The sequence below is a fragment of the Actinoallomurus bryophytorum genome, assembly GCF_006716425.1.
In the GTDB taxonomy this organism is placed as follows: domain Bacteria; phylum Actinomycetota; class Actinomycetes; order Streptosporangiales; family Streptosporangiaceae; genus Actinoallomurus; species Actinoallomurus bryophytorum.
Genome location: NZ_VFOZ01000001.1, coordinates 6,822,941 through 6,847,482, shown reverse-complemented (window position 1 = coordinate 6,847,482; position 24,542 = coordinate 6,822,941). Strand labels below are relative to the sequence as shown.

Annotated in this window: 24 protein-coding genes; 13 read left to right on the top strand and 11 right to left on the bottom strand. The window is 68.7% G+C overall.

All coding sequences use genetic code 11. The features are described from left to right. The first annotated feature begins 60 nt into the window (after nucleotides 1-60). Complete coding sequence (locus FB559_RS31870; RefSeq protein ID WP_185792491.1) at nucleotides 61-504, top strand: hypothetical protein; 444 nt, start codon at nucleotides 61-63, stop codon at nucleotides 502-504. Between the two features lie 7 nt (nucleotides 505-511). Here the strand turns inward: FB559_RS31870 and FB559_RS31865 are convergent, their stop codons facing one another. The 3 genes from FB559_RS31865 to FB559_RS31855 form a co-directional block, all read right to left on the bottom strand. Next, nucleotides 512-1,582, bottom strand: a complete 1,071-nt coding sequence (locus FB559_RS31865; protein WP_141960533.1) for a macro domain-containing protein — start codon at nucleotides 1,580-1,582, stop codon at nucleotides 512-514. Further along, a complete protein-coding gene (locus FB559_RS31860; protein WP_185792490.1) occupies nucleotides 1,579-2,559 on the bottom strand; it encodes a 5'-methylthioadenosine/S-adenosylhomocysteine nucleosidase family protein in 981 nt (326 codons plus the stop codon). Before FB559_RS31860 ends, FB559_RS31865 begins: the two co-directional genes overlap by 4 nt. A 70-nt stretch (nucleotides 2,560-2,629) precedes the next feature. Next, nucleotides 2,630-4,306 carry a hypothetical protein gene (locus FB559_RS31855; RefSeq protein WP_141960529.1) on the bottom strand — a complete coding sequence of 559 codons (1,677 nt, stop codon included), beginning with the start codon at nucleotides 4,304-4,306 and terminating at the stop codon, nucleotides 2,630-2,632. A gap of 286 nt (nucleotides 4,307-4,592) precedes the next feature. Between FB559_RS31855 and FB559_RS31850 the strand changes: the two genes are divergently transcribed. Then, a complete protein-coding gene (locus FB559_RS31850; RefSeq protein ID WP_185792489.1) occupies nucleotides 4,593-5,630 on the top strand; it encodes a macro domain-containing protein in 1,038 nt (345 codons plus the stop codon). Between the two features lie 81 nt (nucleotides 5,631-5,711). Continuing rightward, on the top strand, nucleotides 5,712-6,194 hold the full coding sequence (locus FB559_RS31845) for an LLM class flavin-dependent oxidoreductase (RefSeq protein ID WP_141960524.1): 483 nt from the start codon (nucleotides 5,712-5,714) through the stop codon (nucleotides 6,192-6,194). 288 nt (nucleotides 6,195-6,482) lie between these two features. Here FB559_RS31845 and FB559_RS44220 read toward each other — a convergent pair whose 3' ends face one another. Next, nucleotides 6,483-6,641, bottom strand: coding sequence for a hypothetical protein (locus tag FB559_RS44220; protein WP_185792488.1), 159 nt, complete (start codon nucleotides 6,639-6,641; stop codon nucleotides 6,483-6,485). A gap of 160 nt (nucleotides 6,642-6,801) precedes the next feature. On the opposite strand from FB559_RS44220, the gene FB559_RS31840 reads away from it, so the two are divergent. From FB559_RS31840 to FB559_RS31830, 3 genes are read left to right on the top strand one after another with little or no spacing between them, the layout of a single operon-like run. Continuing rightward, on the top strand, nucleotides 6,802-9,882 hold the full coding sequence (locus FB559_RS31840; protein WP_185792487.1) for a lantibiotic dehydratase: 3,081 nt from the start codon (nucleotides 6,802-6,804) through the stop codon (nucleotides 9,880-9,882). Next, the gene (locus FB559_RS31835; RefSeq protein ID WP_141960520.1) at nucleotides 9,879-11,210 is read left to right on the top strand and encodes a lanthionine synthetase C family protein; all 1,332 of its coding nucleotides are present in this window, start codon (nucleotides 9,879-9,881) and stop codon (nucleotides 11,208-11,210) included. The genes FB559_RS31840 and FB559_RS31835 overlap by 4 nt, the downstream gene beginning before the upstream one ends. Nucleotides 11,211-11,263: 53 nt before the next feature. Further along, nucleotides 11,264-12,283 (top strand): LLM class flavin-dependent oxidoreductase, encoded by a 1,020-nt coding sequence (locus tag FB559_RS31830; protein ID WP_141960518.1) that lies wholly within the window; start codon nucleotides 11,264-11,266, stop codon nucleotides 12,281-12,283. Between the two features lie 2 nt (nucleotides 12,284-12,285). Here FB559_RS31830 and FB559_RS44215 read toward each other — a convergent pair whose 3' ends face one another. Next, complete coding sequence (locus FB559_RS44215) at nucleotides 12,286-12,564, bottom strand: hypothetical protein (protein ID WP_185792486.1); 279 nt, start codon at nucleotides 12,562-12,564, stop codon at nucleotides 12,286-12,288. Nucleotides 12,565-12,739: 175 nt separating this feature from the next. Here FB559_RS44215 and FB559_RS31825 point away from each other — a divergent pair, with 175 nt between their 5' ends. Continuing rightward, nucleotides 12,740-13,477 (top strand): AMP-binding enzyme, encoded by a 738-nt coding sequence (locus FB559_RS31825; protein ID WP_185792485.1) that lies wholly within the window; start codon nucleotides 12,740-12,742, stop codon nucleotides 13,475-13,477. Here FB559_RS31825 and FB559_RS44925 read toward each other — a convergent pair. Both FB559_RS44925 and FB559_RS31815 read right to left on the bottom strand, forming a co-directional pair. Further along, entirely contained in the window at nucleotides 13,413-15,194 is a 1,782-nt protein-coding gene (locus FB559_RS44925) for a GNAT family N-acetyltransferase (protein WP_221640270.1), read from the bottom strand. The genes FB559_RS31825 and FB559_RS44925 overlap by 65 nt on opposite strands. 32 nt (nucleotides 15,195-15,226) lie before the next feature. Continuing rightward, on the bottom strand, nucleotides 15,227-15,829 hold the full coding sequence (locus FB559_RS31815) for a TetR/AcrR family transcriptional regulator (protein ID WP_141962059.1): 603 nt from the start codon (nucleotides 15,827-15,829) through the stop codon (nucleotides 15,227-15,229). Between the two features lie 105 nt (nucleotides 15,830-15,934). Between FB559_RS31815 and FB559_RS31810 the strand changes: the two genes are divergently transcribed. From FB559_RS31810 to FB559_RS31795, 4 genes are read left to right on the top strand one after another with little or no spacing between them, the layout of a single operon-like run. Continuing rightward, complete coding sequence (locus FB559_RS31810; protein WP_141960514.1) at nucleotides 15,935-17,356, top strand: carboxypeptidase regulatory-like domain-containing protein; 1,422 nt, start codon at nucleotides 15,935-15,937, stop codon at nucleotides 17,354-17,356. A 54-nt stretch (nucleotides 17,357-17,410) separates the two neighbouring features. Continuing rightward, nucleotides 17,411-18,088: a TetR/AcrR family transcriptional regulator gene (locus tag FB559_RS31805; protein ID WP_141960512.1), complete on the top strand. Its 678-nt coding sequence runs from the start codon at nucleotides 17,411-17,413 to the stop codon at nucleotides 18,086-18,088. Then, nucleotides 18,085-18,849, top strand: a complete 765-nt coding sequence (locus FB559_RS31800; RefSeq protein WP_141960511.1) for an SDR family NAD(P)-dependent oxidoreductase — start codon at nucleotides 18,085-18,087, stop codon at nucleotides 18,847-18,849. Before FB559_RS31805 ends, FB559_RS31800 begins: the two co-directional genes overlap by 4 nt. Nucleotides 18,850-18,874: 25 nt before the next feature. Further along, nucleotides 18,875-19,753 carry an ABC transporter substrate-binding protein gene (locus tag FB559_RS31795; RefSeq protein WP_141960509.1) on the top strand — a complete coding sequence of 293 codons (879 nt, stop codon included), beginning with the start codon at nucleotides 18,875-18,877 and terminating at the stop codon, nucleotides 19,751-19,753. 18 nt (nucleotides 19,754-19,771) lie between these two features. On the opposite strand, the gene FB559_RS31790 is transcribed toward FB559_RS31795, so the two are convergent. Beyond that, nucleotides 19,772-20,335, bottom strand: coding sequence for an RICIN domain-containing protein (locus FB559_RS31790; RefSeq protein WP_141960507.1), 564 nt, complete (start codon nucleotides 20,333-20,335; stop codon nucleotides 19,772-19,774). A gap of 161 nt (nucleotides 20,336-20,496) precedes the next feature. On the opposite strand from FB559_RS31790, the gene FB559_RS31785 reads away from it, so the two are divergent. After that, entirely contained in the window at nucleotides 20,497-21,519 is a 1,023-nt protein-coding gene (locus FB559_RS31785) for an LLM class flavin-dependent oxidoreductase (RefSeq protein ID WP_141960505.1), read from the top strand. 13 nt (nucleotides 21,520-21,532) lie between these two features. On the opposite strand, the gene FB559_RS31780 is transcribed toward FB559_RS31785, so the two are convergent. Both FB559_RS31780 and FB559_RS31775 read right to left on the bottom strand, forming a co-directional pair. After that, nucleotides 21,533-22,489, bottom strand: coding sequence for a catechol 2,3-dioxygenase (locus FB559_RS31780; protein ID WP_141960503.1), 957 nt, complete (start codon nucleotides 22,487-22,489; stop codon nucleotides 21,533-21,535). Beyond that, nucleotides 22,473-22,772 (bottom strand): PrpF domain-containing protein, encoded by a 300-nt coding sequence (locus FB559_RS31775; RefSeq protein WP_425455124.1) that lies wholly within the window; start codon nucleotides 22,770-22,772, stop codon nucleotides 22,473-22,475. The genes FB559_RS31780 and FB559_RS31775 overlap by 17 nt, the downstream gene beginning before the upstream one ends. 252 nt (nucleotides 22,773-23,024) lie before the next feature. On the opposite strand from FB559_RS31775, the gene FB559_RS31770 reads away from it, so the two are divergent. Next, nucleotides 23,025-23,591, top strand: a complete 567-nt coding sequence (locus FB559_RS31770; RefSeq protein ID WP_221640268.1) for a TetR/AcrR family transcriptional regulator — start codon at nucleotides 23,025-23,027, stop codon at nucleotides 23,589-23,591. A gap of 31 nt (nucleotides 23,592-23,622) precedes the next feature. Here the strand turns inward: FB559_RS31770 and FB559_RS31765 are convergent, their stop codons facing one another. Continuing rightward, entirely contained in the window at nucleotides 23,623-24,243 is a 621-nt protein-coding gene (locus tag FB559_RS31765; protein ID WP_185792484.1) for an NAD(P)-dependent oxidoreductase, read from the bottom strand. Nucleotides 24,244-24,542 lie beyond the last annotated feature (299 nt).

Here is a 24,542-nt window from a genome sequence, read left to right as displayed (position 1 = left end):
AAACCGACTCGCAGGGCACCACCAGCGCCGGTTCGGCACTGACGGCGCCGTTCCAGAGGCGTGTCGCCTCCGCGTACCCGTTGTCATCGGGACCAAGCCGTCGCCGCAGAGCTGGCCGGCACCCTCGCCGCCCGGCCCTTGTTCTGCGACCTGCTCACACACGCGCCCCTCAACCTGGAGCGCAATGTCTCACTCGACACCGCGTATCGATTCAAGCTGGTCGCGATGGCCGAGTCCCGCCTCATCGCCGCAGATCTTGCCTCACTCCTCGGGCTCACGAAATTCCAGGCCATCGATGTGGTCGCCACCGCGACCGGTATGGCGGGGGCACTCTGGCAGACGGCCGCGCAGGGGACCCAGCTGAGCACGCTGTACGAGAAGTACCCCGAACTCGCCTACGCCAAGGTCGAGGTCAAGCCACGCCTGGCCGGCATTCTGACCGACCTCCTGACGGGGATGCGGCGCACGGGACCCTCTGGTGATGCCGACGGGGACGGTGTCTGACCGCCCGTCAAATCTGGTTCTGCAGGTTATTGGGTTGTTTTGGAGTGCTCCAGGAATCGCAGCGCCGCACCTTGCGAACCCGGCTGCATGCGTTGAGTGTGCTCAGGCAGGCGTCGAGTTCCTCCTGGGTGTAAGCGAGAAACAGGACGGTCGCCGGGTTCGGCGCCCGGGTGGTGGCGAGGTGGTCGACGGCGGCCAGCAGCAGAGTGCGTGTGGTCACTCTGATCTCGGCGCCGCCATGGCCAGTGCCCAGCAGTGGAAAGAGGACGCTGCGGATCGCTGTCCACTGGGCGCTGCACTGCTGGGCGGCCCGGAGTGCGTTGACGACGGTGCGATCAAGCTCGCGGACGGCACGGAAGCCGGCTCCGGGCTCGCCCTGTACCGCGGCCGTGTGAATGAGGCAGCGCACGCCGTTGCGTCGGCTCAGTTGGCCGGCGGTGGAGACGATGGCGGTGCCGGGTGCGACGGGGAGGCGACCCCGTACGGCTCGGGCCAGACCGTCGGCGATCACGTCGTCGATCACCCGCCCGGTCCGGTCGTGCACCGCGCCCTCATAACGGATCGTGCCCGAGATCGAGCGTTCGTGGATGCGGGCCATCTTCATGTCGGTGTTCTCGGGGTTGACCCAAGCATCCACGTGCTGAACGCGCCGGATGTCGCCGGTGATCACGCCGATGTGGCGCGCGGTGTCACTGCGCGCCTCTCGCGTCAGGCGGTAGAGGTAGGTTCGCTGGCCGTCCAGTGGCTTCTGGGGAGCAGGGTCGCTTCGCGCCTGACGCGTCTCCCGGGCGTCGCGGTCGGCGGCGTGCTCAGCCGCGCGCAGAGCGCCGGTCCAGATGAGGAAGACGAACGCGCCGGCCCCGCTGAGCGTGACGCCCAGAATCTGCCCGTCGGCGGTCGACGACGGGAAGACCGAGAATGTGATCAACGTGGTGCTCAACGCGGTGAAGAGCCAGGCGAAGACGAGGATGGTGTGCCGGTATCCGATCGCCGCCGCGCGGGTACTCCACCGGAACGTCGCCAGGGCCAGTGCCAGACAGACGGCGGCAGCGCCGAGTGCCGGCAGGCTCACGTTCATGGGCACCCGCCGGTCGTCGCCCAGCGGGCGTCACGGCCGTGGCCAGAGTCGAACGGGTCACACTCGCCGAGCAAAGCCAGCGTGAACGCCGCGGCGGCGAGGGATGCGTAGTTCCGCCAGAGCGGCGTGGTCCGGCTGTCGCCGTAGTCACTGATCCCGCGCACGACATACCACTCGAGGCCGTTGAGAAAGCCGGCGCGGCCGAGGCCTTTGATCTCCATCTCCACGGCTCGAAGGTCGTGGCGCCGCGCGAGTTCGTCGCGGACCGACGCGTCCCGCAAGGACCGGTCGGCGCTGCCAATGTTGCCGCGATGCACCTTGGGCACTCCCCGACGATGGCCGCTGTCCTTGCGTCGGGGGTGCTTCAGCACTCGACCCGACTCGTCCGAGGCGTACAGCACGTCAGTTCGGTCGTCGGGTCGCCGGAAGCGAGCCAGTTCGGGCCGTCGGGTGGTGTCCAGCCAGGGTTCCCATGGGTGTTGGCCGGCCCGGTCATGTGCGAGGAGCCGGTTGACCGCTGCCGTCATGCGCGGCGAGGGCTCGGGGAAACCCGGCCGAACCTGGGTGCCTTCCGGACGGACATCGACGTGGTCGTAGTCGATGATCGCCCATGGGACGACGACGTCCCCGAGCCGGACGTGCTGTCCGGGCCGCTCGAGATTAGGGATACCGGCCGCTATTCCGGCGAACAACACGCATTTCATTGAGGGAAAGCTTCGGCTGAGGTTGGTGCAAACGGTCGCCGCGATATCGTTCCCGCCCTCGGGCAGCACGGTCGCGACGACCAGATGCGACCGATCCGGGTCCCGGCTGGGCACATATCCGGTCGCGTACGCGGTCGGGTCGCCGGGCACAGGGTACGGAGTCATGCCGCCGAACATCACCTTCACCGCGTCGTACTCCTCGGTCAGGGCGGTAACGATGCCGACGGTGGCCGGGGGGAGGCTCGATGCCGGATCTCGGTAGGCGACGTTCACCAGATTTTCGTTCCCCTGGACGACAGTGTGTGCGTTGATCTCACGTGTCCGGAAGACTTGATTCATTTGGCTAGGCCTTCTTTGACTGGGGAGGATCATCGGACGTCTTTACTACAAAGGTATTGGAATTGCCGAAGCCAACGACGTCGGCCTGCACTTTGTCGACATTCCAGTTCTGGACGTTCTTGACGACTGACTGCGGCAGGTCGAAGTCAGTGGTGTCGATGCTGTGCGCGTCGAGAAAGGCGCGCAGGCCGGTCGCCAGCCTGGAGGCCATGTAGACGGTGTCGCGTTTCAGAGCTCGCCGTACGTTGTCGTCAAGGTGGGCGAAGTCCGCTGAGGACAGGCCCTCACGCGCCGTGATGAAGGCGCCGTAATCGTAATAGCGAAACCGTCGCGTGGCCCGCACCGCTCCCCTCCGGATACGCCAGAGCACTGTCGCGGCCAGCAGCCGTCGAGTCAGCCTTATCGGGCTGTCGAGCACGAGTTGGGGCAGCCGTCGTGTTCCACCACCCAACGCCTCCCTAACCACGTCCCGGCGATGGACCGGCAGCAGCCGGACACTCTGGACGATGGCCGGGTGCGGGGGAAGCAGCGCATTGAGCGAGACTTCGAAGAACAGCAGCCGCCCACGGTGCGCCGCGCGCGTTGACGCGGTGACCACGAGGTCGTCCTGGCGTGTGACGGACTCGAGGAAGAACACCCGCTGGGAGTCTTCGTTGTCCTTCGTATCGACACGGTGTGCGATCGTCTCCGGCGCCAGACGGTCTCGCGGAGAACCGGACAGGTTCGGCCGCAGAGCCGGATCAGAGTCGACCTTGCCACCGTTGAGGTAGAGCCGGAATCCATGACGGATACCGACCGCGTTGTCGAGGCTCCAGTCCTCGTCCAGAAACGTGTACAGGTCACCGACCGTGAACGGCGCCGGCGTCAGTGGGCCCTCGTCATTGTCGTCGTCGGACGCGCCCTTGCCCATGTCGACAGTGATATTCCAATGGGCGATCCTGTGTCCGCTGCCGACGAACGGGAGCGGTGCGCGTTCCTCGTGGTAAAAAACGACGTTCTTCGTGGGGACTTGGCACAGTCGCTCCTCGATGGCCGCGGCGAGGACCGGCGCCGTGGCGGTGGGAGGCTCGACACCCCGCCAACAGCGGTTAGCGCATCGGATGCTCTGGTACTGATCTGCGAGGCTGATCGCCCAGGCCGGCACAACGCTTCCGAGCAGAACCGCGAGCGGGAACACAACCACGTCGCTCTCCGCGACCTGGTAGCCGATCAAGAACGCCGTCAGTGCCGCGAGAAATGCGATCCTGAACATCCATCGCCGATTTCGCGTGAACCCGGCGCGAACTCGCTGGCCCAGCTTCACGGCGACCCAGCCGGCCTTCCGCAGCGCCAGCCAGGCTGCGACGAGCCCAGCGCATGCCAGGAGCACGCCGGGCCGGCCGTATCGCAACGCCGCCTCGACCACGAGGGTCGACGGTGCCGAGAGTAAGACGGCCAGGAGCGCGGTGTCCCGGAGGACGAGCGTGCGGCGGGCGATCCGCGCATGCCGGAGCAGGGCGGTGAGGTCAAGGGTGGGTGAAATGCCCCACGCCCTTTGCGGATCGGCCAGGTACGCATTCCATACCGCGTCGCATACCAAGGGATCGAGGTACAGGTATGCGCACACCACCCTCGTGGTGAACTGGTCCGTGGGCGAGTACGGGGTCTCTGCGCGGCGACGCCACTGGGCTTTCAGCATCATCCTTCGCCACCAGTGGCCTGCGGGATCGTGACGGGATCCGAGTCCGTTGTCGTCAGAGCGACGACGCCGGGATTGAAGATCACAAATATCATGAGATATCTCCAACAGGGCTGTTCCGACCGTTCTCGTGGCAGATCGGAAAAAGCTCATCAAGCGGGATGCTGGCGTCAATCACGGGGCGCGACGGGGCGGATGGGTGAAATCCTGCCCGATCGCGGCATCCGACGGCGGAGAATCCGGATGTGCGCGGACATCCGCGAACACTCGTCACATGATGGAGGGATCGATGAAGAAGATCGCTAACGCGGCGGACCCAACGCGGATATACGTGATCGACGAACTTTCCCTCGCACTGGACCAGCTCCGGCGCGCGGCGGCCGGAGCGGGGCAGCGACAGGTCCCGGTTCGCGAGATCGCCGCCGCGATCGATCGGGCGCCGAGCACTATTCAGCCCTACCTTCGCGGGCAGCGACTCTGCCCGCCCGACATCTACGAGAGCATCCTGCGAGCCCTCGGCGTCACCAACGAGCGCCTTCGGCCCTGGCTGGAGGCATGGGAACGGATCGCCGAGGGCAGCGCCGAGGCGCCTAAGCGTGAACAGCGCCCACCCAGACCGCTGGATTACACCAGCGTGTTCAAGTATCGGGTCAGCGAACCGACGCGTCCGGGCGCCACGGTGAGCATCGTTACCGGTGACATCAGGAGGGTCCGGTTCGTCGAAATATGGGTTAACTCCGAAAACACCAATATGATCATGCCGCGCTTTGAGGAGTTCTCGACATCGGCGATCATCAGATTCGAGGGAGCGGTGCGCGACCGTGCGGGGCACGTCGTTATCGACGTGATCGCTGAAGAACTCGCCGAAAAGGTGAACGGTCACACTCCGGTGGCGCCCGGAACCGCGATCAGCACGGGCTCAGGGGAACTGCGGAACAGCAACGGTGTTCACAACATCGTCCATGTCGCGGCCGTACAGGGAGAACCCGGCGAAGGTTATCGCGCGGTCAGCAACATCAGCCGCTGCGTGACGAATGCCATGGTCGAGGCCGACCGCCTGCTGCACAACGGCTCGTCGGTGCGCAGCATCCTGTTTCCACTACTCGGGACCGGCGTCGGTGGCGGCAACAAGGCTGACACCATAAGGATCATGGTCAACGCGGCGGTGGGCCGGCTTGTCGAGCCGGACGCTCCGATTTCTTCCGATCAATCCGGCATACGTGACGTCTACGTCCTTGCCTACACCGACCGGGAACTAGCCCTGTGCGTAGACGAGTTCGACCGCAATCCCCGGTTGATCCTTGAGAGCAAGGGCTCACCCGCGTAGTGGTGACCGGCGCTGCGTCTGGCCGAGTCGGCCGGCGCGCGAGTACTCCGCAGAGCATGTGGCGAATGATGGAGGAGCGCTGTGCCGCTGAGCTCGGAGCCGTTGCGGAAGCTGGGCTTTTTGACCATTGGGCTGTTCGATGAGGCCGTCCCTCGCCTCGGCCACGAGTCGACGCTCGACATCATCGAACTGGGTGAGCGACTGGGTTTCGACAGCGCCTGGGTACGGCACCGTCACCTGCAGTACGGCGTCTCCTCCCCGGTCGCCGTCCTGGCGGCGGCCTCTCAACGTACGAGCCGCATCGAGCTGGGCACAGCCGTCATCCCCCTGGGCTGGGAGAATCCCCTGAGGCTGGCCGAAGACCTGGCAACGGTCGACATCCTGTCCGGAGGGCGCCTCAATCCCGGTGTCAGCGTCGGTCCGCCGATGCGCTACGCGTTCCGGGAGATCGACGAGGTCGCATTCGCGCTGCCCTTCACCTTCGACCACGGCGACTATGTCAAGATCCTCACCGACATCGCCACCAGGCTCGGCCCGGCGCTCGGCTGGCAAGCCGCCTCCTGACCCCGCCATCGGCGCGCGCAACGCCGTGGCCGGGTGAAGGCCAGACCGACTCGTCTGCGCCGGCTCCGGGATGTACAACCGGTGGACACGCCAAGAGCAATTAACAGGGCTAATCGATCGATGAGAAATCGACTGTTGTTCGCATTGGAAAAGTCAGACAAGATGGGATCTCGGCGACCGGCCGCATTTCTTGCTGAACGCCGCGCTCGCCGCGCTGAACAATAAATTAAAGAGACCGGCAGCGCCGCCGCATTCGCCGCGCTCCCGGTCTCGTAGAAGGCTGTTAGGTCAGCACTCCACATCGTGGGTCGTGCAGACCGTACAACCTGCGGTACGGAGTGGAATCGCGGGCATGACCTGCCCGGGACGGCTCATTCCCGCAGCGTAGGCGTCCCAGCCCGCCCCGGCCGTCGCGTCGATTGTCGGGTCCAGATCGAACTCACCCATGGCAAAATCTCCCTCGGAAGACGACTCTGAATCTTTTCCACCATAGGACACTCGATCCCTTGATTCAATGCCCCTCGAACTCGGTGACGGCAACCTCGCAACGGACCACGGAATAACGTATCCTCCGGAACCGACAATCGTTCACAAGGATGGGTCGCAAGTGTCGGAAGAAGCAGAATTCCGGGCGGCGGGTTTCGCCATGGCCCGGCTGTCGGCACTTTCCACGATCCGCGAAGTCGTTCGTCCTGCTCATGAGTCCGGGTCGGCGGAACTTTCGGCCTTCCTGCTCGACGCGGCCGCCGATCCGTTCATCCGTGAGGCGGTGGCCGTGTCCAGCGCCTCCCTCGACGCGCTGCTGGACAAGCTGGTCTCCGGAGTGCCCGTCGAGCCGAAACGACTCCGGAGCGCGGCGTTGTCGATGACGCGCTACATCGTGCGCATGACGCACCGGCCGACCCCGTTCGGGCTGATGGCCGGGGTCGCGGCGGCGCGTCTCGACGACGAGCCGAAGATCCGGATCGGTGCCCGGCACCGCAAGCACGCGCGCGTCGACATGGCCTGGCTGAGTGCCGTCATCCGTCCGTGGGAGACCGCCCCCGCCGTACTCGAGCACCTGCGCGTGGTCGCCAACGACCTGTGCTTCGTCCGTGGCGACCGGCTCATCATTCCCTACGCGCCGCCCGGCGACGCGAACTGGGGACTCGACGACCGCGAGCGGACCGTTCGCCACACCGGAGCGGTCAGGCTGGCCCTCGCCGCGGCCGGGACCCCGATCCGCCACGCCGACCTGGTCACCCACGTCCGCGAGGCGTTCCCCGGTATCGGCGAGGCCGTCGTCCGCCGCATGCTGGCAGGACTGGTCGAACACGACGTGCTCCTCACGGACCTGCGTCCGCCGGCCACCGCTGCCGACCCCCTCGACCATGTGCTCCAACGGCTCGCGTCGGTGAACGATCATCCTGGACACGCCGCGCTCGGACAGGTCCGCGTCCTGCTCGACGTGTACGAGGCGACGCCGCCCGGGAAAGGGCGCGAGGTCCTGCGGATCGCCGCCGGCGCCATGCGCGCACTGCACGTCACGGACCGGCCCGTCCATGTCGACCTGGCCATGGACGCCGACATCGTGCTGCCGTGGGCGGTCGCCGAAGAGCTGGAGCGGGCCGCGGCGGCGGCCTGGCGGCTCGTTCCGGCCTCGGCACTGGAGGATCCGCTCGCGGAGTACCGGACCGCGTTCATCGAACGGTACGGCGTCGGCGTCGGCATACCGCTCGGCGAGGTACTCGACCAGAGCGCCGGGATCGGACCGCCCGCCCATTACCTCTCGGGGCCCGAACCTGCCCGCCGCGATACCGGCTCCGAAGAGCGTGACCTCATCATCGGCGAAATAGCCCAGCGGGCGGCGGCTCAGGACGCCCGCGAGGTCGTGCTCGACGACGCCGTCATCGAGCGGCTCGCCCGCCACGGCGACGGTCGCCCGCCCGGCTTCGTCGAGATGTGCGTCCAGCTGCTGGCCGACTCCGAAGAGGATCTGCGTACGGGACGCTTCGGGCTGGTGGCGTCGCCGTACTCCCAGCGGTACCGGCCCGGCTCGCTGTCCGGCCGCTTCATGCGGATCCTGCCCGAGCTCGGCCCGGCCGTCGCCGGGCTCGCCACCGAGCTCGCCGGCGACGGAACCGGCGTGGTCCCCGCCCAGCTGACCACCCTGCTCGGTTCCTCCCGCGACCTGAACGTGGTCCAGGTCCCCCGGCTGACCGACCAGACCGTACGGATAGGGGTGTTCGCCGACCGATCGCGGCCGGGCGTGCTGACGGTCGAGGACCTCGCGATCGCAGCGCACCCCGACCGGCTGTCCGTCCTGTCCCTGCGCGACGGTACGGAGGTGGTGCCCGAGCTGTTCAGCGCCCTCAACGTGGCCGCACGGGTGCCGTTCGCGGCGCGGCTCGTCTGGGAGATCGGCGCGGCCCGGATGCCGTCGTGGCCGCTGTGGAGCTGGGGCGCGGCCGCCCGCCTGCCACGTCTGCCCCGCGTCAGACACGGGCGCACCGTCCTGATCCCGGCGCGCTGGCGGCCCGATCGGCGGCTGGCCGGCTCCGAAGCACCTTTTGAGGACTGGCGCCGGTCGTTCGAGGCCTGGCGTCGCGACTGGTCGGTTCCCGGCACCGTGGAGGCGGCCGTCCTCGACCAGAGGCTCCGCCTGGACCTCGGCTCCGAACTCCACCTTCGCGTGCTCCGCGACGAGCTGCGCAGACACCCGGACCTGAAGTTGTACGAAAAGCCGTTCGGCGGTGAGATCGGCACCGGATGCACCGGCGGGCACGCGACGGAGGTCGTCATCGCGCTGCGACCCGCGTCCCCGCGGCGCGTCCAGGCCGGCACCGGGCCGCCACCGCCGGTCATCGGCCGAAACTCCAGGCCGGTCCACCAGCCAGGCGGTGAGTGGCTCTACCTGAAGGTCTATGCCGCAGCCCGCCGCCACGACGAGATCATCGCCCACCACCTGCCCCTGCTGCTGGAACGGGCGGGTTCGGTCGCCGATCGCTGGTTCTTCATGCGCTATCACGACGACCGCCCGCACCTGAGGCTCCGGTTCCACGGTGAGCCGGCCGCGCTCAACTCCACGCTGCTTCCGGCGGTCCATGACTGGGCGGCCGGGCTGGCCGCCGCCGGGACGATCCAGCACATCGTCATCGACGCCTACCGCCCCGAGGTCACACGCTACGGAGGAACGCTGGCGATCGAGGCCGCGGAAGGCCTCTTCGGAGCCGATTCCGACGCCGTCATCGCCCAGCTCGGTCTTCGCGCCAAGGGGCTTCTCGACCCGCCGATGGAGCTCCTCGCCGCCGCGAACGTCCTGGACCTGGTCGAGCGCCTGCACGGCGAGGGATGGCAGGAGTGGATTCTCGCCACCTTCCCCAAGGGATCGCATCACCCGGCCTTCCAGGCCGGCAGACGGGCGGCCGTCCGCCTCCTCACGGCCGGCAGCGGCCGGCCCGACGCTGCCGCGGTGGCAGGCGGAGACGAGCTGGCCGGCCTGTGGCTGCGGCGCGGAATGCTCGCCGCGCCGTACGCGCGGATCCTCTCCGAACGGCCCGGGACACGGGACACCGCCATCCGCAGTGTCCTTCACCTGCATCACAACCGGCTGGCCGGAGTCGATCCGGAAGGTGAGGCCGACGTCTACGCGATCGTCCGCGGGGCCGTACAAGCACATCTCGACAGGAAGCGGCACGAAAGTCGATGAACACCCAGCTGAGACAGCGAGCGGCCCAGATCGTCGACGTGGTGGCCGACCGGCTGGCGGACGCGCCGCGGGTCGCCGAGATCGCCGGAGCGCCGCACAACGTGATCACCACGATCGACGGCACGGTGCCCCTGTGGAGTCCGCTGAACCTCTCCGACGGATACCCGGGTGTCGCGCTGCTCTTCGCCGAGCTGGCCGCGCACGACCCCGCGCGGCGTCGAAGCACTCACGACCACCTCGTCGCGGGTCTCGCCGCCTCACCCTCGCCACCGCCGGCGGAGCTCTACTCCGGAGCTGGGGCGCTCACCTATGCCGCCCAGGCCGCGGCCCGGATCCACGGCGGCTACGCGACGCTGCTGGCCATGATGGACCGGAACATCGCGGAGGAGGCGACGGCCCAGGCCGAGGCCTCCCGCGCCCGGATCGACGCCGGTGAGCCCATCGGCCACTGGGCCTCCTACGACCTCATCTGCGGAACGGGCGGCCTCGGCTGCTACCTGCTCGCCCGGCACGAGCTCGCCGACGACGGCATGGTCACCGACGCCCTGACGACCGTGCTCTCCCTTTTCACGTCGGTGGCCCTGGCCGACGACGTCACGCTGAACGGCGTGAAGGTGCCCGCCTGGTGGGTCCGTCACGATCAGCTCTACAACGAGACGGACAGCGGCGGCCATCTCGACCTCGGCATGGCACACGGCATGTCGGGCGTCCTCGCCCTGCTCGCACTGGCGTGGCGGGCCGGCGTCCGGGTCGACCGTCAGGATGAGGCGATCAGCCGGATCGTCGCGAAACTGAACGAGTTCCGGCTGACCGACGCCGCCGGACCGTACTGGCCCACCGCGCTCATGGCCGTCGACATCGTCCGGCCGTCCACCGAGCGGCCTCGGGAACGCGACGTCTGGTGCCGCGGCTCCGCCGGCCTGGCGCGCGCCCTCCACCTCGCCGGCGCCGCGTTCGGGAACGCGGACTGGCAGGCCGACGCCCGCGACACGCTACTCGCCGCCCTCGGCACGGCGGATCCCGGCCGCGTCAACAGCATGACGCTGTGCCACGGGTGGTCCGGACTGTTGCAGATCACGTGGCGAATGGCCATGGACACGGGCGATCCGTCGTACCGAGACGCCTGCGACGCCCTCGCCTCGACGATCATCGACGGCTTCGACGAGAAGGAACCATTCGGGTTCGCCTACATCCACCCACGGACGAAGCGGAAACACGACCGGCCGGGCTTCCTCGAGGGCGCCGCGGGCATCGCACTCGCCCTGCACGCCTATGCCGGCGGCGAACCCCCGGTGACCAACTGGGATGCCGTCCTGCTGTTGAACTAGGCTCCGCGTCATCGCGAGGCCGCCCGACGGCTGAAGAACGATGGAGGACCCCTGTGCCGCCGAACTCCGAACCGTTGCGGAAGCTGGGCTTTCTGACCATTGGGCTGTTCGACGAGGCCGTCCCCCGCCTCGGCCACGAGTCGACGCTCGACATCATCGAACTGGGTGAGCGACTGGGTTTCGACAGCGCCTGGGTACGGCACCGTCATCTGCAGTACGGCGTCTCCTCTCCGGTCGCCGTCCTGGCGGCGGCCTCTCAACGTACGAGCCGCATCGAGCTGGGCACAGCCGTCATCCCCCTGGGCTGGGAGAATCCCCTGAGGCTGGCCGAAGACCTGGCAACGGTCGACATCCTGTCCGGAGGGCGCCTCAATCCCGGTGTCAGCGTCGGTCCGCCGATGCGCTACGACCAGGTCAAACAGGCGCTGTACCCCGACACCGCCGACATCGAGGACTTCAGCTATGACCGCGTGCGAAGACTGCTCGACTTCGTACGCGGCGAACCGGCGACCGGTTTCACCGGTCAAGAGGGCTTCGAGGTGTTCTCCGACCGTGTCCAGCCCCATGCCCAGGGTATCGGCGACCGGATGTGGTACGGCGGCGCGAGCCTGCGGTCGGCTCGGTGGGCCGGCGAGCACGGAATGAACTTCTTGACCAGCAGCGTGGTGAAGGCGGAGGAATCCGAGGACTTCGCCGAGATCCAGCTTTCCCACATACGAACATTCCGCGCCCACCACCCCGACGGCGACCACGCCCGTGTCTCCCAGGGGCTCGTCGTCATCCCCACCGACACCGCCTCGCCGGAGCAGCGAGCGAAGTACGAGGAATACGCGGCGAAGCGGACGCCGCGAACCGCCACCGCGCAGGGACCGGCGCGCATGATGTTCGCCCGCGATCTCGTCGGCACGTCCGCGGAGATCGCCGAACGCCTCTATTCCCACGCTGCGTTCCGGGAGATCAACGAGGTCGCATTCGCGCTACCTTTCACCTTCGACCACGACGATTATGTCCAGATCCTCACCGACATCGCCACGAAGCTCGGCCCGGCACTCGGCTGGCAGGCCGCCCCATAGGCTTAAATGATGGAGAAGACCACGGTGAAGGTAAAGCCGTCGCTGTGCGGAACGCAGCTGCCCACGGACTGAACTCCACGCGCGCCGATGTACTTGACCTCCTGGTTGTCGCACTCCCTCCAGGTGGTGTACGGGCCGAAGGTTTCGGAGAATGTCACCTCCGGACGCACTGCCGAGGTCTCCCCCGGAGACGTGGCCGCCTGGGCCGGAAGTGCGGCCGCCGTGGCAATGAACGCGGTGGCGCAGGTGACTTTGAGACCTCGCGCAAGCCATTTAGCCATGAATCCTCCAGAGCTCGTATTACGAGAGCCGTTGTTCTTGCTTTCCCGAGTATCCACAGCTCTGCTGCCATTTCGCTTTCAGGTTCCTGTCACACGGCGTAGAGTCTCGCCAAGCGTCATCCTTCGTGACCTCATGCGCGCGTCGGTGTTACCTCGTCCTTCTGGGAGATACGGCATGGCCTATGAGGATGTCGAGGCGGAGCTTCTCAGGCATCCGGCCGTGCGGGAATGCGTGGTCGCCAAGATCCCGACCCCCGCGCGGAAGGCCTCGCTCGTCGCGTACGTCGTCACCACCGGTGAGGCCGATCCGGCGGAGATCCGGGCGTTCCTCTCGGCCCCACGGCTGCGGTCCGGCCGGATCCCGCAGGCCGTGATAGCGGTGGAGTCCCTGCCGCGTACCGGCTCCGGTGAGGTGGACCGCGAAGGCCTTCCCCTTCCGGTGCTGCCGGGGCGGGCGGCGGGCGGCAAGGGGTCGCTGTCCGACCTGGGCGGCGGGACGCTCACGGTCGTCATGCTGGTGCCGGCGCTGCTCATCGCCCTGGTGGCGTTCCTGACGACCGACTCTCTTTGGCCGGGTTCCACGAATGTGTCGGCGGTGCCGCACCCGTGGGCCGGGCTCTTCCGGGGGCTCTACGTGGTCGAATGCCTGTCCTTCGGCCTGGGGATCGGCTTCCTGTTCTTCGGCCGCGGGCGGCTGACCCGGCTGGGACGCCCGCCATGGCTGACCACGCTCGCCCATCTGTCGATCGTGTGGCTACTGGCCGCCTGGTGGCCGCAGGACAACTTCTACCGGCTCGCCGCCAAGACCGACTGGGGCCGTCAGGCCGCGCTCGTGTACGGGTTCAACGTCACGTTGATGATCGCCGCAGCCGTGCTCGTCGCGTTCGCGGTCCGCGGGGACCGCGAAGGCTGACCTCCAGGTCGCCGAACATCTCGCCCAGCGCCGTGTTCGCGTCGCGGACCGTGGCCTCCGCCTCCTCGACGGCCCGCTGGGTACGGGCGGCGATCGCCACGCCCAGGTACGGGACGGGATCGAACGCGGCCGTCGGGATGGTGGCCAGCAGGGTCGCGCCGAGCGCCCGACACCTCTGTGCGGTGCGGGTGAGGTGTTCGCGCAACGCCCCGGCGGGCAGCCGTGCACCCAGTGGCAGCCGGTCGAGGGTGCGGACGACGTGGTGTCCTCCTCGCAGGCGGTCCAGGGTGGCCTGGAGGTGGAAAGCGACGGCCGGCCCGGTGAGCCGCAGGTTGATCTCGGTGGGGGCGAGGCGGGACGACCGGTCGGTGACGAAGTCGACGTCGTACCAGCCCCGGTAGCCGTCCGCGGCCAGTGCCCGGCCCACCGCCGTCCCGAATCCGACGGCCGTCTCGGTGAGCGGGCCGGGTAGGACGCCCGGGCCGACGGTGACTCCGCGGTAGCCGGTCCCCTCGACGTCCATCAGCCCGACGCCGACCGGGTGGACCTCGCCCTCGGTGTCGACGACGCCGTCGAAGGTGGGGTCGCGGTACGGGCCCGACCCCTCGACGTACTCCTCCAGCAGTGCGCCGGCGCGCGCCCACCGCCGTGCGAGGGCCCGCAGCCCCGCGGTCCCCGGTGACACGATCAGCGTGCCGGACCCGCCGGCGCCGTACTCGGTCTTCAACACCACCCGATCCCCGCGGGCCAGTTCCCGTGCGAGCGCGCGGGGCGAACCGGCCGGCCGCTGTGCGGGGATGAGGATGCCGGAGTGGCCGGAGGCCAGCGCGCGGAACAACGCGTGCGAGCGCCTCTTGGACTCATAGCGGCCGATGGCCTCCACCACGCCGCGAGGCGACGGGGCGATCGGTTCGAAGGCCGCCGTCCGGCCCCAGGGCAGGACCGGTGATCCACGGGAGGTGAGGTGTTCCAGCAGGTCCGGACGGGCCCGGATCGCCTCGGAGACCCGGCCGTCGGCGGCGATCCCGCTGTGGACCTCCACCTCGCCCCAGCCGAGTACGGAGGCAAGGTCCCGGACCCACCAGTCGTCGACCCGCTGCGGGACAACGATCACGGCAGGGCGTGGACCGCAGAAGGCGGCCAGGCAGGAGTAGTGGTCGGGACCCCGTACACCGCCGGCGAACTGGCCGTTGAACTCGGCGACATTGCCCACGTGGACCGTGGGCCCGCCCGCGCTCCAAGCCACCGACCAGGCCGGCTCCGGCCGGACCGGCCATGCGACGAGCACGGGCAGCACACCGCCGGTTTCCTGCCGTTCCGCCCCCATCGCCAGGTAGAACGCCTCCGCGTTGGGGTCGGACTCGATCGTCACCTGAGTGAACCCCAGCCGCCCCGCCGTCTCCAGCACGTGCCGGTACAGCAGGCGCCCCACGCCCTCGCCTATCGCGTCCGGCTCCACGAACAGCAGGCCGAGCTCACCGTCCGGTGGATCGCCTTCCAGCGTGGCGACGCCCAGGACCCGTCCGTCGCGTTCGGCGACGACCGTGCGCCGTTCGGCGACCTCGCCACGCCGAAGCCGAAGATCCTCCCGGCAGGCGGCCAGGAACGCCTCGTCGTAGCCCCAGTGCGCCTTGGAGCGCATTGTCAGCCCGCTCAGAGCCTCGGCTTCGTCCGGCCGCGCCGCCCTCAGCTCCACCGGTCCGGTCAGGCCGCCCATGCGGGGATGTTCTCATGGGGCGACGGCGGCGGTCAGGAAGCGGGGGCGGAAAGGCCCGCCGCCAGATGGTCGAACGCCTGGTCGATGAGCACTCGCAGGCCCTCGATCCCCGTCTCCGGGGTCCAGGTGGTGAAGGCCACGCGGAAGACCGACCCGGTCGCCGCCGCGAGCAGCCGCGGATAGAGGCCGTCTTCCGGGCATCCGATGCGGTCGGCGAGGGTCTCGACGAGCCGGGTCTCGAGGCGGAACACCGCGTGCAAGATCTTCGTCCGGAGTTCGGGATACGCGCCGAACAGCTCCTTGCGTGCGTTCCAGCCGGTCTGTGAGGCGAAGCCGGGCATGGTGTCGTCCATCGCCCGGCGCAGCGCCGTGAGCGGGGGTTCGTGCGGTGGTCGCGCGGCGAGCTTGGCGGCGAACTCCTCGGTGAGGTGCTGGTCCCAGGCGAAGAGCGCCGCCTCCTTGCTCTCGAAGTAGTTGAAGAAGGTCCGGCGAGAGACGCGGGCGGCCTCGCAGATGTCGTTCACGGTGACCACCGAGGGGTCGTGCTCCATGAAGAGCCGGATCGCGGCGGCGCGCAGGGCCTCGCGGGTCTCGGCCTTCTTGCGTTCACGTAGCCCTGGAACCGCGCCCTGCATGGTGATCAAGTCCTCTCACGACCGGCGAGGGCCAGCGTACTCACGGGCAGGTCAGTGCATGGGTGCATGATTGCACGGGTGCAAGATTAGCGTAGGCTGCGCCGCATGGCATCCGCGCACGCAAAGACCACACATGCCGGCGAGATCGTGCGAACACTCGTGATGGGGCTCTGGCTCCCCGCGATCTTTCTGGCCGGGCTTCTCTTCTCCTTCCTGCCGGCCTTCCACCACCCGACGCCGCACCACATCAAGGTCGCGGTCGCCGCCACGCCGGCCGCGACGGCGCAGCTGCAGCGCCGGCTCGACGCCGCGATTCCGAACGGCTTCGCCCTGCGGCAGGTCGACTCCGCGGCCGAGGCACGCTCGGCCGTCCTGGACAAAGACGCGGTGGCGGCGTTCGTACCGGCCGTGCACCATCCTCAGCTGTACGGCGCCAAGGCGGACGGCGCCGTCATGGAGTCGAGCATTCGCGAGGTCTTCACCACCGGGGCCCAGACGGCCGGCGCCACGGTCGGCTTCCACGAACTGGTCCCGACCAGGCCGGGAGACACTCTCGGCACCAGTCCGCTCTACCTCCTGATGGCCTGCACTCTTCCCGCCTACTTCCTGGTGGTCACCATGCAGCGCGCGGTGGGCTTCAGCCGCCGCGCACATGTGGCCACGATGGTCGGAGGCGGCGCCGTCTCCGCCGCCGCCTGCTACCTCACCGGCGCCTACGGGATGGATGCGATGCCGCAGCATCCGCTCGCCCTGCTGTACCTGTTCCTGCTGACGCAGACCGTGTCACTGACCTCCTACGGACTCGTGGCCTTTCTCGGCCCGCTCTTCCCCGGGGCCGCCGTCACGGTGTTCATCATGCTCAGCGTGCCCTCCAGCGGCCTGACCGTCCCGGTCGACCTGCTCCCGGGCTTCTTCCGCTTCCTCCACCCGATCCTGCCGATGGGCAACGCCGGCGACGCCCTGCGCGACGTCGACTACTTCGGCGGCCGGCAACTGGGCCGGCCCACCGCGGTCCTCTGCGCCTGGACCGCGCTCGGCATCGCTCTCATCGTGCTCGGATACCTCAAGCAGCTACGGCAGCTCCTGCGCGAAGCGCGGGCGGGCATCACGCGATACGTCCCCGCTCCCCCACCGGAGGACCCCACCGTGGAGCTCCCCGTACCGGTCGCCCTTCCCCCGCATCGGCAGCCTTTCGGCGGGCAACCGCCGATGCTGACCGGAAGAGTCAGTGGTCCCGCCGGAGAGCCACTACCGGGCGCCACGGTCACGGTCACCGACCCGCACGGCCGCCAGCTCCTTCACACGCGCACGGACCAGAACGGTGAGTACGCGGCCACCGGCTTCCACGACGGTCTCGCCATCGTTCTCGCCGGCGCCCCCGGACGGCAGCCGGTCGCCACGCGGCTCCTGCTCACCACGGCCACACCCGTGAACCAGGACTTCATCATGACGCCCCGCCGGCAGGTCGTTCCGGGACACGCGGGCGGCGCGGCCCAGGACCCGCGGCCCGCCGGTCACCCCGTGTGACGCCGCGTCCGAGGGCGGTGGCGTCACCGCATTCGGGCGCGTAGGCTCTGCACTATGGAAACTCAAAGAGGTTCCGCAGTTTCCAGGCTGGTCGACCCCGACGTCGCCGAGCTGGTGGTGGACACCGCCGAGCGGCTCTTCTTCACCGCCGGGTTCAGCCGCACCAGCATGGACGACCTCGCACGCGAACTCCGCATCAGCAAGAAGACCATCTACCGGTACTTCCCCGGAAAGCGCAGCGTGCTCGCGGCGGTGCTCGACCGGCAGTTCGCCCGGGTCGAGAAGGCGCTCGCGGAGGCGGTCGACGCCTCGGCCGGCACGCCGTTCGAGCACCAGGTGGAGGACTTCCTGGTCGCGGCCGGGGGCGAGTTGTCGCGGATCGGCGCACCCCAGCTGCTGTGGGGACGCGGCGATCCGCTGCTCAAAACGTATGTGGAGCAGCGCGTCGAGACGGTGGTGTACCGGCGGATCGACGACCTCTTCCAGACCGGCCACCGCGCCGGTGCGCTGAGCACGCCGCCCGAGCTGCTCAGTGTGATCACGCGCGGCGCCCTGGAGCGGCTGCTCAGCTCCGAACTCCCGCTCGCGCTCGACCGAAGCGCGGCCGACCTGCTGCGCGAGACCGTCGACGTGGTGCTGCGCGGAGCCCTGGTCCGCGAAGGCGGGGTGTCCGTACCGGGTGACCGGTCATCTTCGCCGGGCACGTCCGAAAACTCCCGGAGGCCGACATGACGAACGTTCACCAGGGCGGCAGGGTCGCCCTCATCACGGGCGCGAGCCGAGGGATCGGTGCGGCCGTGGCCCGGTTGCTGGCATCCCGTGGCATGCGGGTCGTCGTCAACTACCGCAGCAGCCGCGGCGAGGCCGACGACGTGGTCGCCTCGATCAGGTCCGCCGGCGGCCAGGCGATGGCCGTACAGGGCGACGTACGCGACGGGTCCGCCGTGCTCGGCATGGTCGGCCAGGTCCGGAGCGCGATGGGCGAGGTGGAGGTCCTGGTCCACAACGCCCTGATCCCGTACGCCATCAAGTCGTTCGACGAGATCTCGTGGGACGAACTGGGCGGCAAGCTCGAACAGGAGATGCGAGCGGCCTTCCTGCTGACGAAGGCCGTCGTCCCCGGCATGACCACGCGCGGCTACGGACGGATCGTCTATCTCGGCACCGTACTCAGCCGGCAACCACGTGAGGGCATGATCGCGCTCGGAACGTCGAAGGCGGCCCTGGGCCAGTTCGCCCACTTCGTCGCGCAGGAGGTCGGGCCGCACGGGATCACCGTCAACGTGGTGGCCCCGGGGCCGGTGGACGAGACCGTCACCACCGACGCCGCCTTGGACCAGGAGCACAAGGAGCGCCAGGCGGCACAGACGGCAATGGGCCGCATCGCCTCCCCCGACGACGTGGCACGCGCCGTCGCCTTCTACGCGGGTGACGACAGCGGATTCATCACGGGCACCACCGCGCCGGTCAACGGCGGACTGGTCATGGACTGACGCAAACCGGAAAGGAGTCCTCGCCGTGCACACCATCGACCTGACCTACGTCGGGCTGGGAATCCACGAGGAACTGGTCGCCTATGTCGCCGACCAGGAGAACTACTACGAGCAGGAGGGGGTCCACGTCGCCCTGCGCGACGGATGCGACTGGGACGGCGAACGGGTCCGGCGGACCGCCACGATCGGGCTGGGCCGGGCGGTGCTGTCGCGCGTGACGGACGGCATCCCGTGGACCGCTCTGTGCGTCAACACCGAGCGGCCGCTGTTCTGGCTGCTCGCCCGCGACGCCTACGCGTCGGTCGAGGGGCTGAGGGGCGGCAGGATCGGCATCCACCCGCCGAGGACCGCACCCGGGTGCTTCGCCCGCATCGTGCTCAGGAGGCACGGCCTCGACCCGGACCATGACGTCCAGCCGGTCGTCATGAAACCGGGCGACTACGGCCGGCACATCCGCCGGCTCGCCGAAGGCTCCCTGGACGCGGCGTTCGTCGGCAGCACCCTGGCGCCGGAGGTCACGGCCCAGGAGAACGGCCTGCGGCTGCTGGCCTTCGTCGGAGACCACTTCAGGATTCCGACGACGGGCATCGCCGTGGACACCACCCACACGGCGCCGGACGATCCGGCGGTGGTCGCCCTCGTCCGGGCCAACCGCCGGGCCCTGCGCACGGTACGCGACGAGCCCGACCTCGCCGTTCGGTACGTCAACGCCCTCATCCCGAGCCTCAGCGAGACCGAGGCCCGCCGGCACTACGAACGCTACGTCGCGCCGTACTTCACCGCCGACGGCCGCCACGATCCGTCCGTCGCGGCCCAGGCGGTGGCGAGCGTGGCGGAGGAGCTGGGTGTGTCCACGGTGCCCGACGCGGCCGACATCTACCGTACGGAACCCACGGAGGGCTGACCGACCGGCGAACACGGCCTATCCCAGTGCCCAGTCCTGCTGCTGAACCTGGTTCGAGAAGAAGCTCGTGTTCGAGCAGCTCTGATAGGTCACGGCCGTGTGGTCATCGCCGGAATTGTTGGCCGTGCCGACGCACGCACCTATCAATCCGAGACCGATGAACATATCTCTGGTGTCGAAGCTCGCGGGTATCAGCCTCCACCTGGTCAGGTCGCTGCAGGTGTCCTGGACGACGATGCCGCCGATGCCTGACGGAGGCTCCAGGCAACGGCCACTGGCCTTGTTGACGATCCAGTAGAGGGGGGCTCCCACGGACACGAACCTCCAGAGCTGGGGAGCGCCGTTGGGTGCGGAGCCGTGGCAGTGGAAGACCTGAAGCCGCAGCCCGAGAGAGCTGCTGCCGTTCGGCACGTCCAGGCACTTCGGCTGTGTGACGTTGAAGTAGCGAGGAAAGATCTCGTAGTAGGTGTCAGGGTCGACCGTCACAGCGGCCCGTGCGGTCCCCGCCGCGATGGTCACAAGACCGGTCGCCAATATGCCGGCCACCGAGAGAAGCGCCGCCGTCTTCTTCTTGCCACTCATTTTTCTCCTCGTGGAATCGGACAGCCCCCGACCCGTAGGCGTTCCATGCCGTTCCACGCGTCGCGCCGACGGGAGTGGACGAGCCGCGCCACTCCGGCTCGACGTCACGGCCCGCGCGGCGGGCGGGAATCAAACGCGGCCGCCGCGCGCTGGGAGACCGAGTGAAGAAGATTGGCTTTTTGTCCTTCGGGCACTGGACGTCGAGCCCGCAGTCGCAGACCCGGTCCGCACGTGACTTCCTGCACCAGTCCATCGACCTGGCGGTCGCGGCCGAGGGGCTCGGCGTGGACGGGGCCTACTTCCGGGTGCATCACTTCGCCCGCCAGGCGGCCAGCCCGTTCCCGCTGCTCGCCGCGATCGGCGCGCGTACCTCGAAGATCGAGATCGGCACCGGCGTGATCGACATGCGCTACGAGAACCCGATGTACATGGCCGAGGAGGCCGGCGCGGCCGACCTCATCGCCGACGGGCGGCTCCAGCTCGGCATCAGCCGTGGCTCCCCCGAGCAGGTGATCGACGGATGGCGCTACTTCGGCTACGCCCCCGCCGAGGGCGAGACGGATGCCGACATGGCCCGCCGCGACGCCGAGACGTTCCTCACGGTGATCGAGGGCGAGGGCTTCGCGCAGCCGAACCCACGGCCGATGTTCCCCAACCCGCCGGGACTGCTGCGGCTCGAACCCCACTCCGAAGGCCTGCGCGACCGCATCTGGTGGGGCTCCAGCTCCAACGCGACCGGTGCGTGGGCCGCGAAGCTCGGCATGAACCTGCAGAGCTCCACACTCAAGAACGACGAGACCGGCGAGCCGCTGCACGTCCAGCAGCGCAAGCAGATCGAGGCGTTCCGCGAGACGTGGAAGGAGTCCGGCCACCGGCGAGAGCCACGGGTGTCGGTGAGCCGCAGCATCTTCGCCCTCACGACCGACCTGGACCGCGCCTACTTCGGGCACGACCGCAACTCGCAGGACCAGATCGGCATGATCGACGACACGACGAGAGCGGTCTTCGGCCGGTCGTACGCCGCCGAGCCGGACGTGCTGGTCGAGCAACTCGCCCAGGACGAGGCCATCCAGGCCGCCGACACGCTGCTGCTGACCATCCCGAGCCAGCTCGGCGTCGAATACAACGCCCACCTGCTGGAGAACATCCTCGTTCACGTGGCGCCGGCGCTCGGCTGGCGCTGAACACGGGTCCGCGTCAGCCGTCCACGGGCACGGGCGGCGTGCCGTGGGTGTGGAAGGACTCGATGGTCCGCAGTCCCCACGCCTGGCCCTTGGCACGTTCGGCCTCGGTCCAGGTGATGGTCTTCCAGTCGGGTGCCAGGACGAGCCGCGCGCACGGGTTGCACAGCTCGATCCGGTTGCCGCCGGGCTCGTAGACGTAAAGGAAGAAGGTCTGCTGGATGGCGTGCTTGTGCGGGCCGGTCTCGATGAACACGTCATTGTCGAGGAAGATGTCGGCGGCGCGGAGGATGTCCTCGCGGGTGTCGGTGGCGAACGCGATGTGGTGCAGGCGTCCGTTGCTGCGCGTCCAGTCACGCGTGTAGACGAGGTCGTAGGACTTGTTGGTGAAGGTGACCCAGCGCCCGCCGATCGTGCCGTCGTCGAGCTGAATCTGCTCGGTCGGGTGCCCGCCCAGCACCTCCCGCAGGAAGTCGGTGCTCGGCTCGACCTCGGCGGCCAGGAAGTTGACGTGGTCGAGGCGTCGGACGCAGACGCCCATCGCCGGGTAGGCCTGGGCCTGGTTCTTCAGCGACGGCTTCAGCTCCGGTGGTGCCTCGTACCACTCGCTCTCCCAGTAGATCTCCAGCTCGTGGCCGTCGGGGTCCTGGAAGACATAGGTCGGGCCGATGCCCGGGTCGCCGTCCCGCCAGCCGAGGCCGAGGCCCGCGTCCTCGATCGCCCGCACCCGCCGGTCGAGCGCCTCCTGCGACGAGGCGCGCAGCCCGGTACGGCGGGTGCCGGACGTGCCGTGCGCGGTCAGCTTGAGGGTGTGATGCTCGTAGTCGTCCCAGGTCCGCAGGTACACCGAGTCGCCCTCCGCCCCGACCTCGGTCAGGCCCATCACGCGAGTGAAGAACCACAGGCTCTTGTCGGGCTCGGGCGTCAGCAGCTCGACGTGCGCGACGTGCGCGATCTCATGCTTGATGGTCATGACCGGCTCCCGGACTGGAAAGAGGTGGGCGGGCGAAGACGGTTCCGTCGAACAGTCGCCGGGCGGTACGGACGGTGCTCGATCGGCGGATCGTGGGCTGGGCGGTCGTCGTGTCGAGTTCGACCTGGACGTCGAGGCGGCCGGTGGGGTGCTCGATGCTCATCGGGACGCCCGGGGCCGGAAACGCGGCCAGCTCGTGGCCGGCCGCGCCGTCCATCAGCAGCGCCGTGGCCACGGTGACGGCGCCGAGCACGCCGATCGAGGTGTGCACCTCCAGCGGGATGAACGTGCGGGTGCAGATCGTCCCGCCGTCGCGGGCCGGCGCGACGCGGGCCGGCTCTCAGTACTCATCGGAACACTTCCTCGGCACAGGGGGTGGGAGAGTGACGCAGCCCCGCGCGCCATAGTGCAACCCGGCGGATAAGTTGTCAACAATCTTGGCTAAGATCTTGGCGCGACGGAGGGTGAACTGTCCTCTGACGCGCTCGGCGGCTGTACGGCGGCGGTGAGCCAAGGCGCCTCATAGGGTGTGACGGTGAGTTACTCGACTGACCCGCGGGCGGCGCGCAGCCGGGAGGCGATGCTCGCCGCCGCCCGGGATCTGCTGGTGAGCGAGGGTCCCGGCGCGATCACGCATCAGCGGGTCGCTCAGCAGGCGGGCGTGGGGCGTGCCACCGTCTACCGGCACTGGCCGCGGCCCGAACACCTACTGCTCGAGGTCATGAGCGGCGCCGACCTGCCGCTTTTCAAGAATCCCGAGACGCCGGTGCGCCCGTGGCTGCGTCGGCAGCTCCGGCAGATGGCCGACGAGCTCGCCGTGCCGGCCGTCGCCGCGGTCTCGCTCACGCTGATGCAATCCGCGATCTGGGATCCGGAGATCGCACACCGGCGTGACGAGTCCCTCAAGACGATCACCGAACGGATCCACGCCGCCGTCCGGTCGGCCGTGGCGAGCGGAGAGGTGGAGACCGACGCCGGTCCGACGGATCTGTCGGCGGTGCTGGTGGGCCCGATCGTCTACCGCACGACCATGCAGAACGGCGTGGTCTCCGACGACCTCATCGACCGGCTCATCGACGGTGTGGGGATCTGGCACCGTTAGCCCGGGCCGTTCGCCTCGGCGACGGCCTTGATCAGAACACCACGACGGTCCGCCCCGCGTGCGCCGGATTCTCGATCTCGGTGACCATCGCCGTGGCGACGTCGGCACGGGCGACCTTCGGCGGCATGAGCCGCCAGGACCGGTCGAGGAAGTCCAGCGGGACGACCCTGGGCTTACCCGTCGCCGGTCCGTCCGTGAGCATGACGGGATGGAACACCGTGCTCCGCGGACCGGCGACCGCCTCGTCCGCGACCGCCTTGTCGGCGAAGCCGTGGCCGAGCACGCGGCGCAGGATGAAGTCGTACAGCGATCCCGCGCGATGAAGGGAGTCGCCCGCACCGAGCGAGCCCATCCAGGCGACGCGGGACGGCTTGGCATCGGCGATGGCCCTGGCACCCGCCGACAAGGTGCCGGCCGGTGCTCCCCTGGTCATGCCCAATGCGCTGATGACCGCGTCGGCCTCGCGGCAGGCCGAGGTGACCGTCTCGGGATCATGCACGTCCGCCTGCCTGACCTGCAGATTGCCGTGGGTCACGCCGGACAGCGCATCGGGCCGCCGGGCCAGCGCGACGACCTCGTGGCCCCGCTCGAGCGCGACGGTCAGCACCTGACGGCCGGTGGCCCCGGTGGATCCCAGAACGACGATACGCACGGCTCTCCTTAAACTGAGACGGCTCACTATGAGACATAATGCCTCATAGTGAGCAGAGTCCCATGGAGGTCTCTGTGAGTCAATTTGCCTCACTGCGCTTCCAGGGCGGGCGGCCGCCGGGCCCGGATGTAGTCAGGTGACGCTGTTCAGCCCCGCCTCTGGCGTGCGGTGCGCAGCGGAAGCCGAGCGGCAGGTTACGTAGCGTCGAGACTCCGGCTGTGCCCGACACCAACACCGTCAGCGGTAGCTTCTCCGTCGAAGGCGGATTCGTCGGGACCTTCTACCAGTCGACTCTGCCC

Coding starts and splice junctions, on each gene's coding strand:
- FB559_RS31865 (WP_141960533.1), bottom strand. CDS start 1,582: ATGAACGTGAGCCTGCCGGCACTCGGCGCTGCCGCCGTCTGTCTGGCA.
- FB559_RS31855 (WP_141960529.1), bottom strand. CDS start 4,306: ATGATGCTGAAAGCCCAGTGGCGTCGCCGCGCAGAGACCCCGTACTCG.
- FB559_RS31850 (WP_185792489.1), top strand. CDS start 4,593: ATGAAGAAGATCGCTAACGCGGCGGACCCAACGCGGATATACGTGATC.
- FB559_RS44220 (WP_185792488.1), bottom strand. CDS start 6,641: ATGGGTGAGTTCGATCTGGACCCGACAATCGACGCGACGGCCGGGGCG.
- FB559_RS31835 (WP_141960520.1), top strand. CDS start 9,879: ATGAACACCCAGCTGAGACAGCGAGCGGCCCAGATCGTCGACGTGGTG.
- FB559_RS44215 (WP_185792486.1), bottom strand. CDS start 12,564: ATGGCTAAATGGCTTGCGCGAGGTCTCAAAGTCACCTGCGCCACCGCG.
- FB559_RS31825 (WP_185792485.1), top strand. CDS start 12,740: ATGGCCTATGAGGATGTCGAGGCGGAGCTTCTCAGGCATCCGGCCGTG.
- FB559_RS44925 (WP_221640270.1), bottom strand. CDS start 15,194: ATGGGCGGCCTGACCGGACCGGTGGAGCTGAGGGCGGCGCGGCCGGAC.
- FB559_RS31815 (WP_141962059.1), bottom strand. CDS start 15,829: ATGCAGGGCGCGGTTCCAGGGCTACGTGAACGCAAGAAGGCCGAGACC.
- FB559_RS31810 (WP_141960514.1), top strand. CDS start 15,935: ATGGCATCCGCGCACGCAAAGACCACACATGCCGGCGAGATCGTGCGA.
- FB559_RS31805 (WP_141960512.1), top strand. CDS start 17,411: ATGGAAACTCAAAGAGGTTCCGCAGTTTCCAGGCTGGTCGACCCCGAC.
- FB559_RS31800 (WP_141960511.1), top strand. CDS start 18,085: ATGACGAACGTTCACCAGGGCGGCAGGGTCGCCCTCATCACGGGCGCG.
- FB559_RS31790 (WP_141960507.1), bottom strand. CDS start 20,335: ATGAGTGGCAAGAAGAAGACGGCGGCGCTTCTCTCGGTGGCCGGCATA.
- FB559_RS31780 (WP_141960503.1), bottom strand. CDS start 22,489: ATGACCATCAAGCATGAGATCGCGCACGTCGCGCACGTCGAGCTGCTG.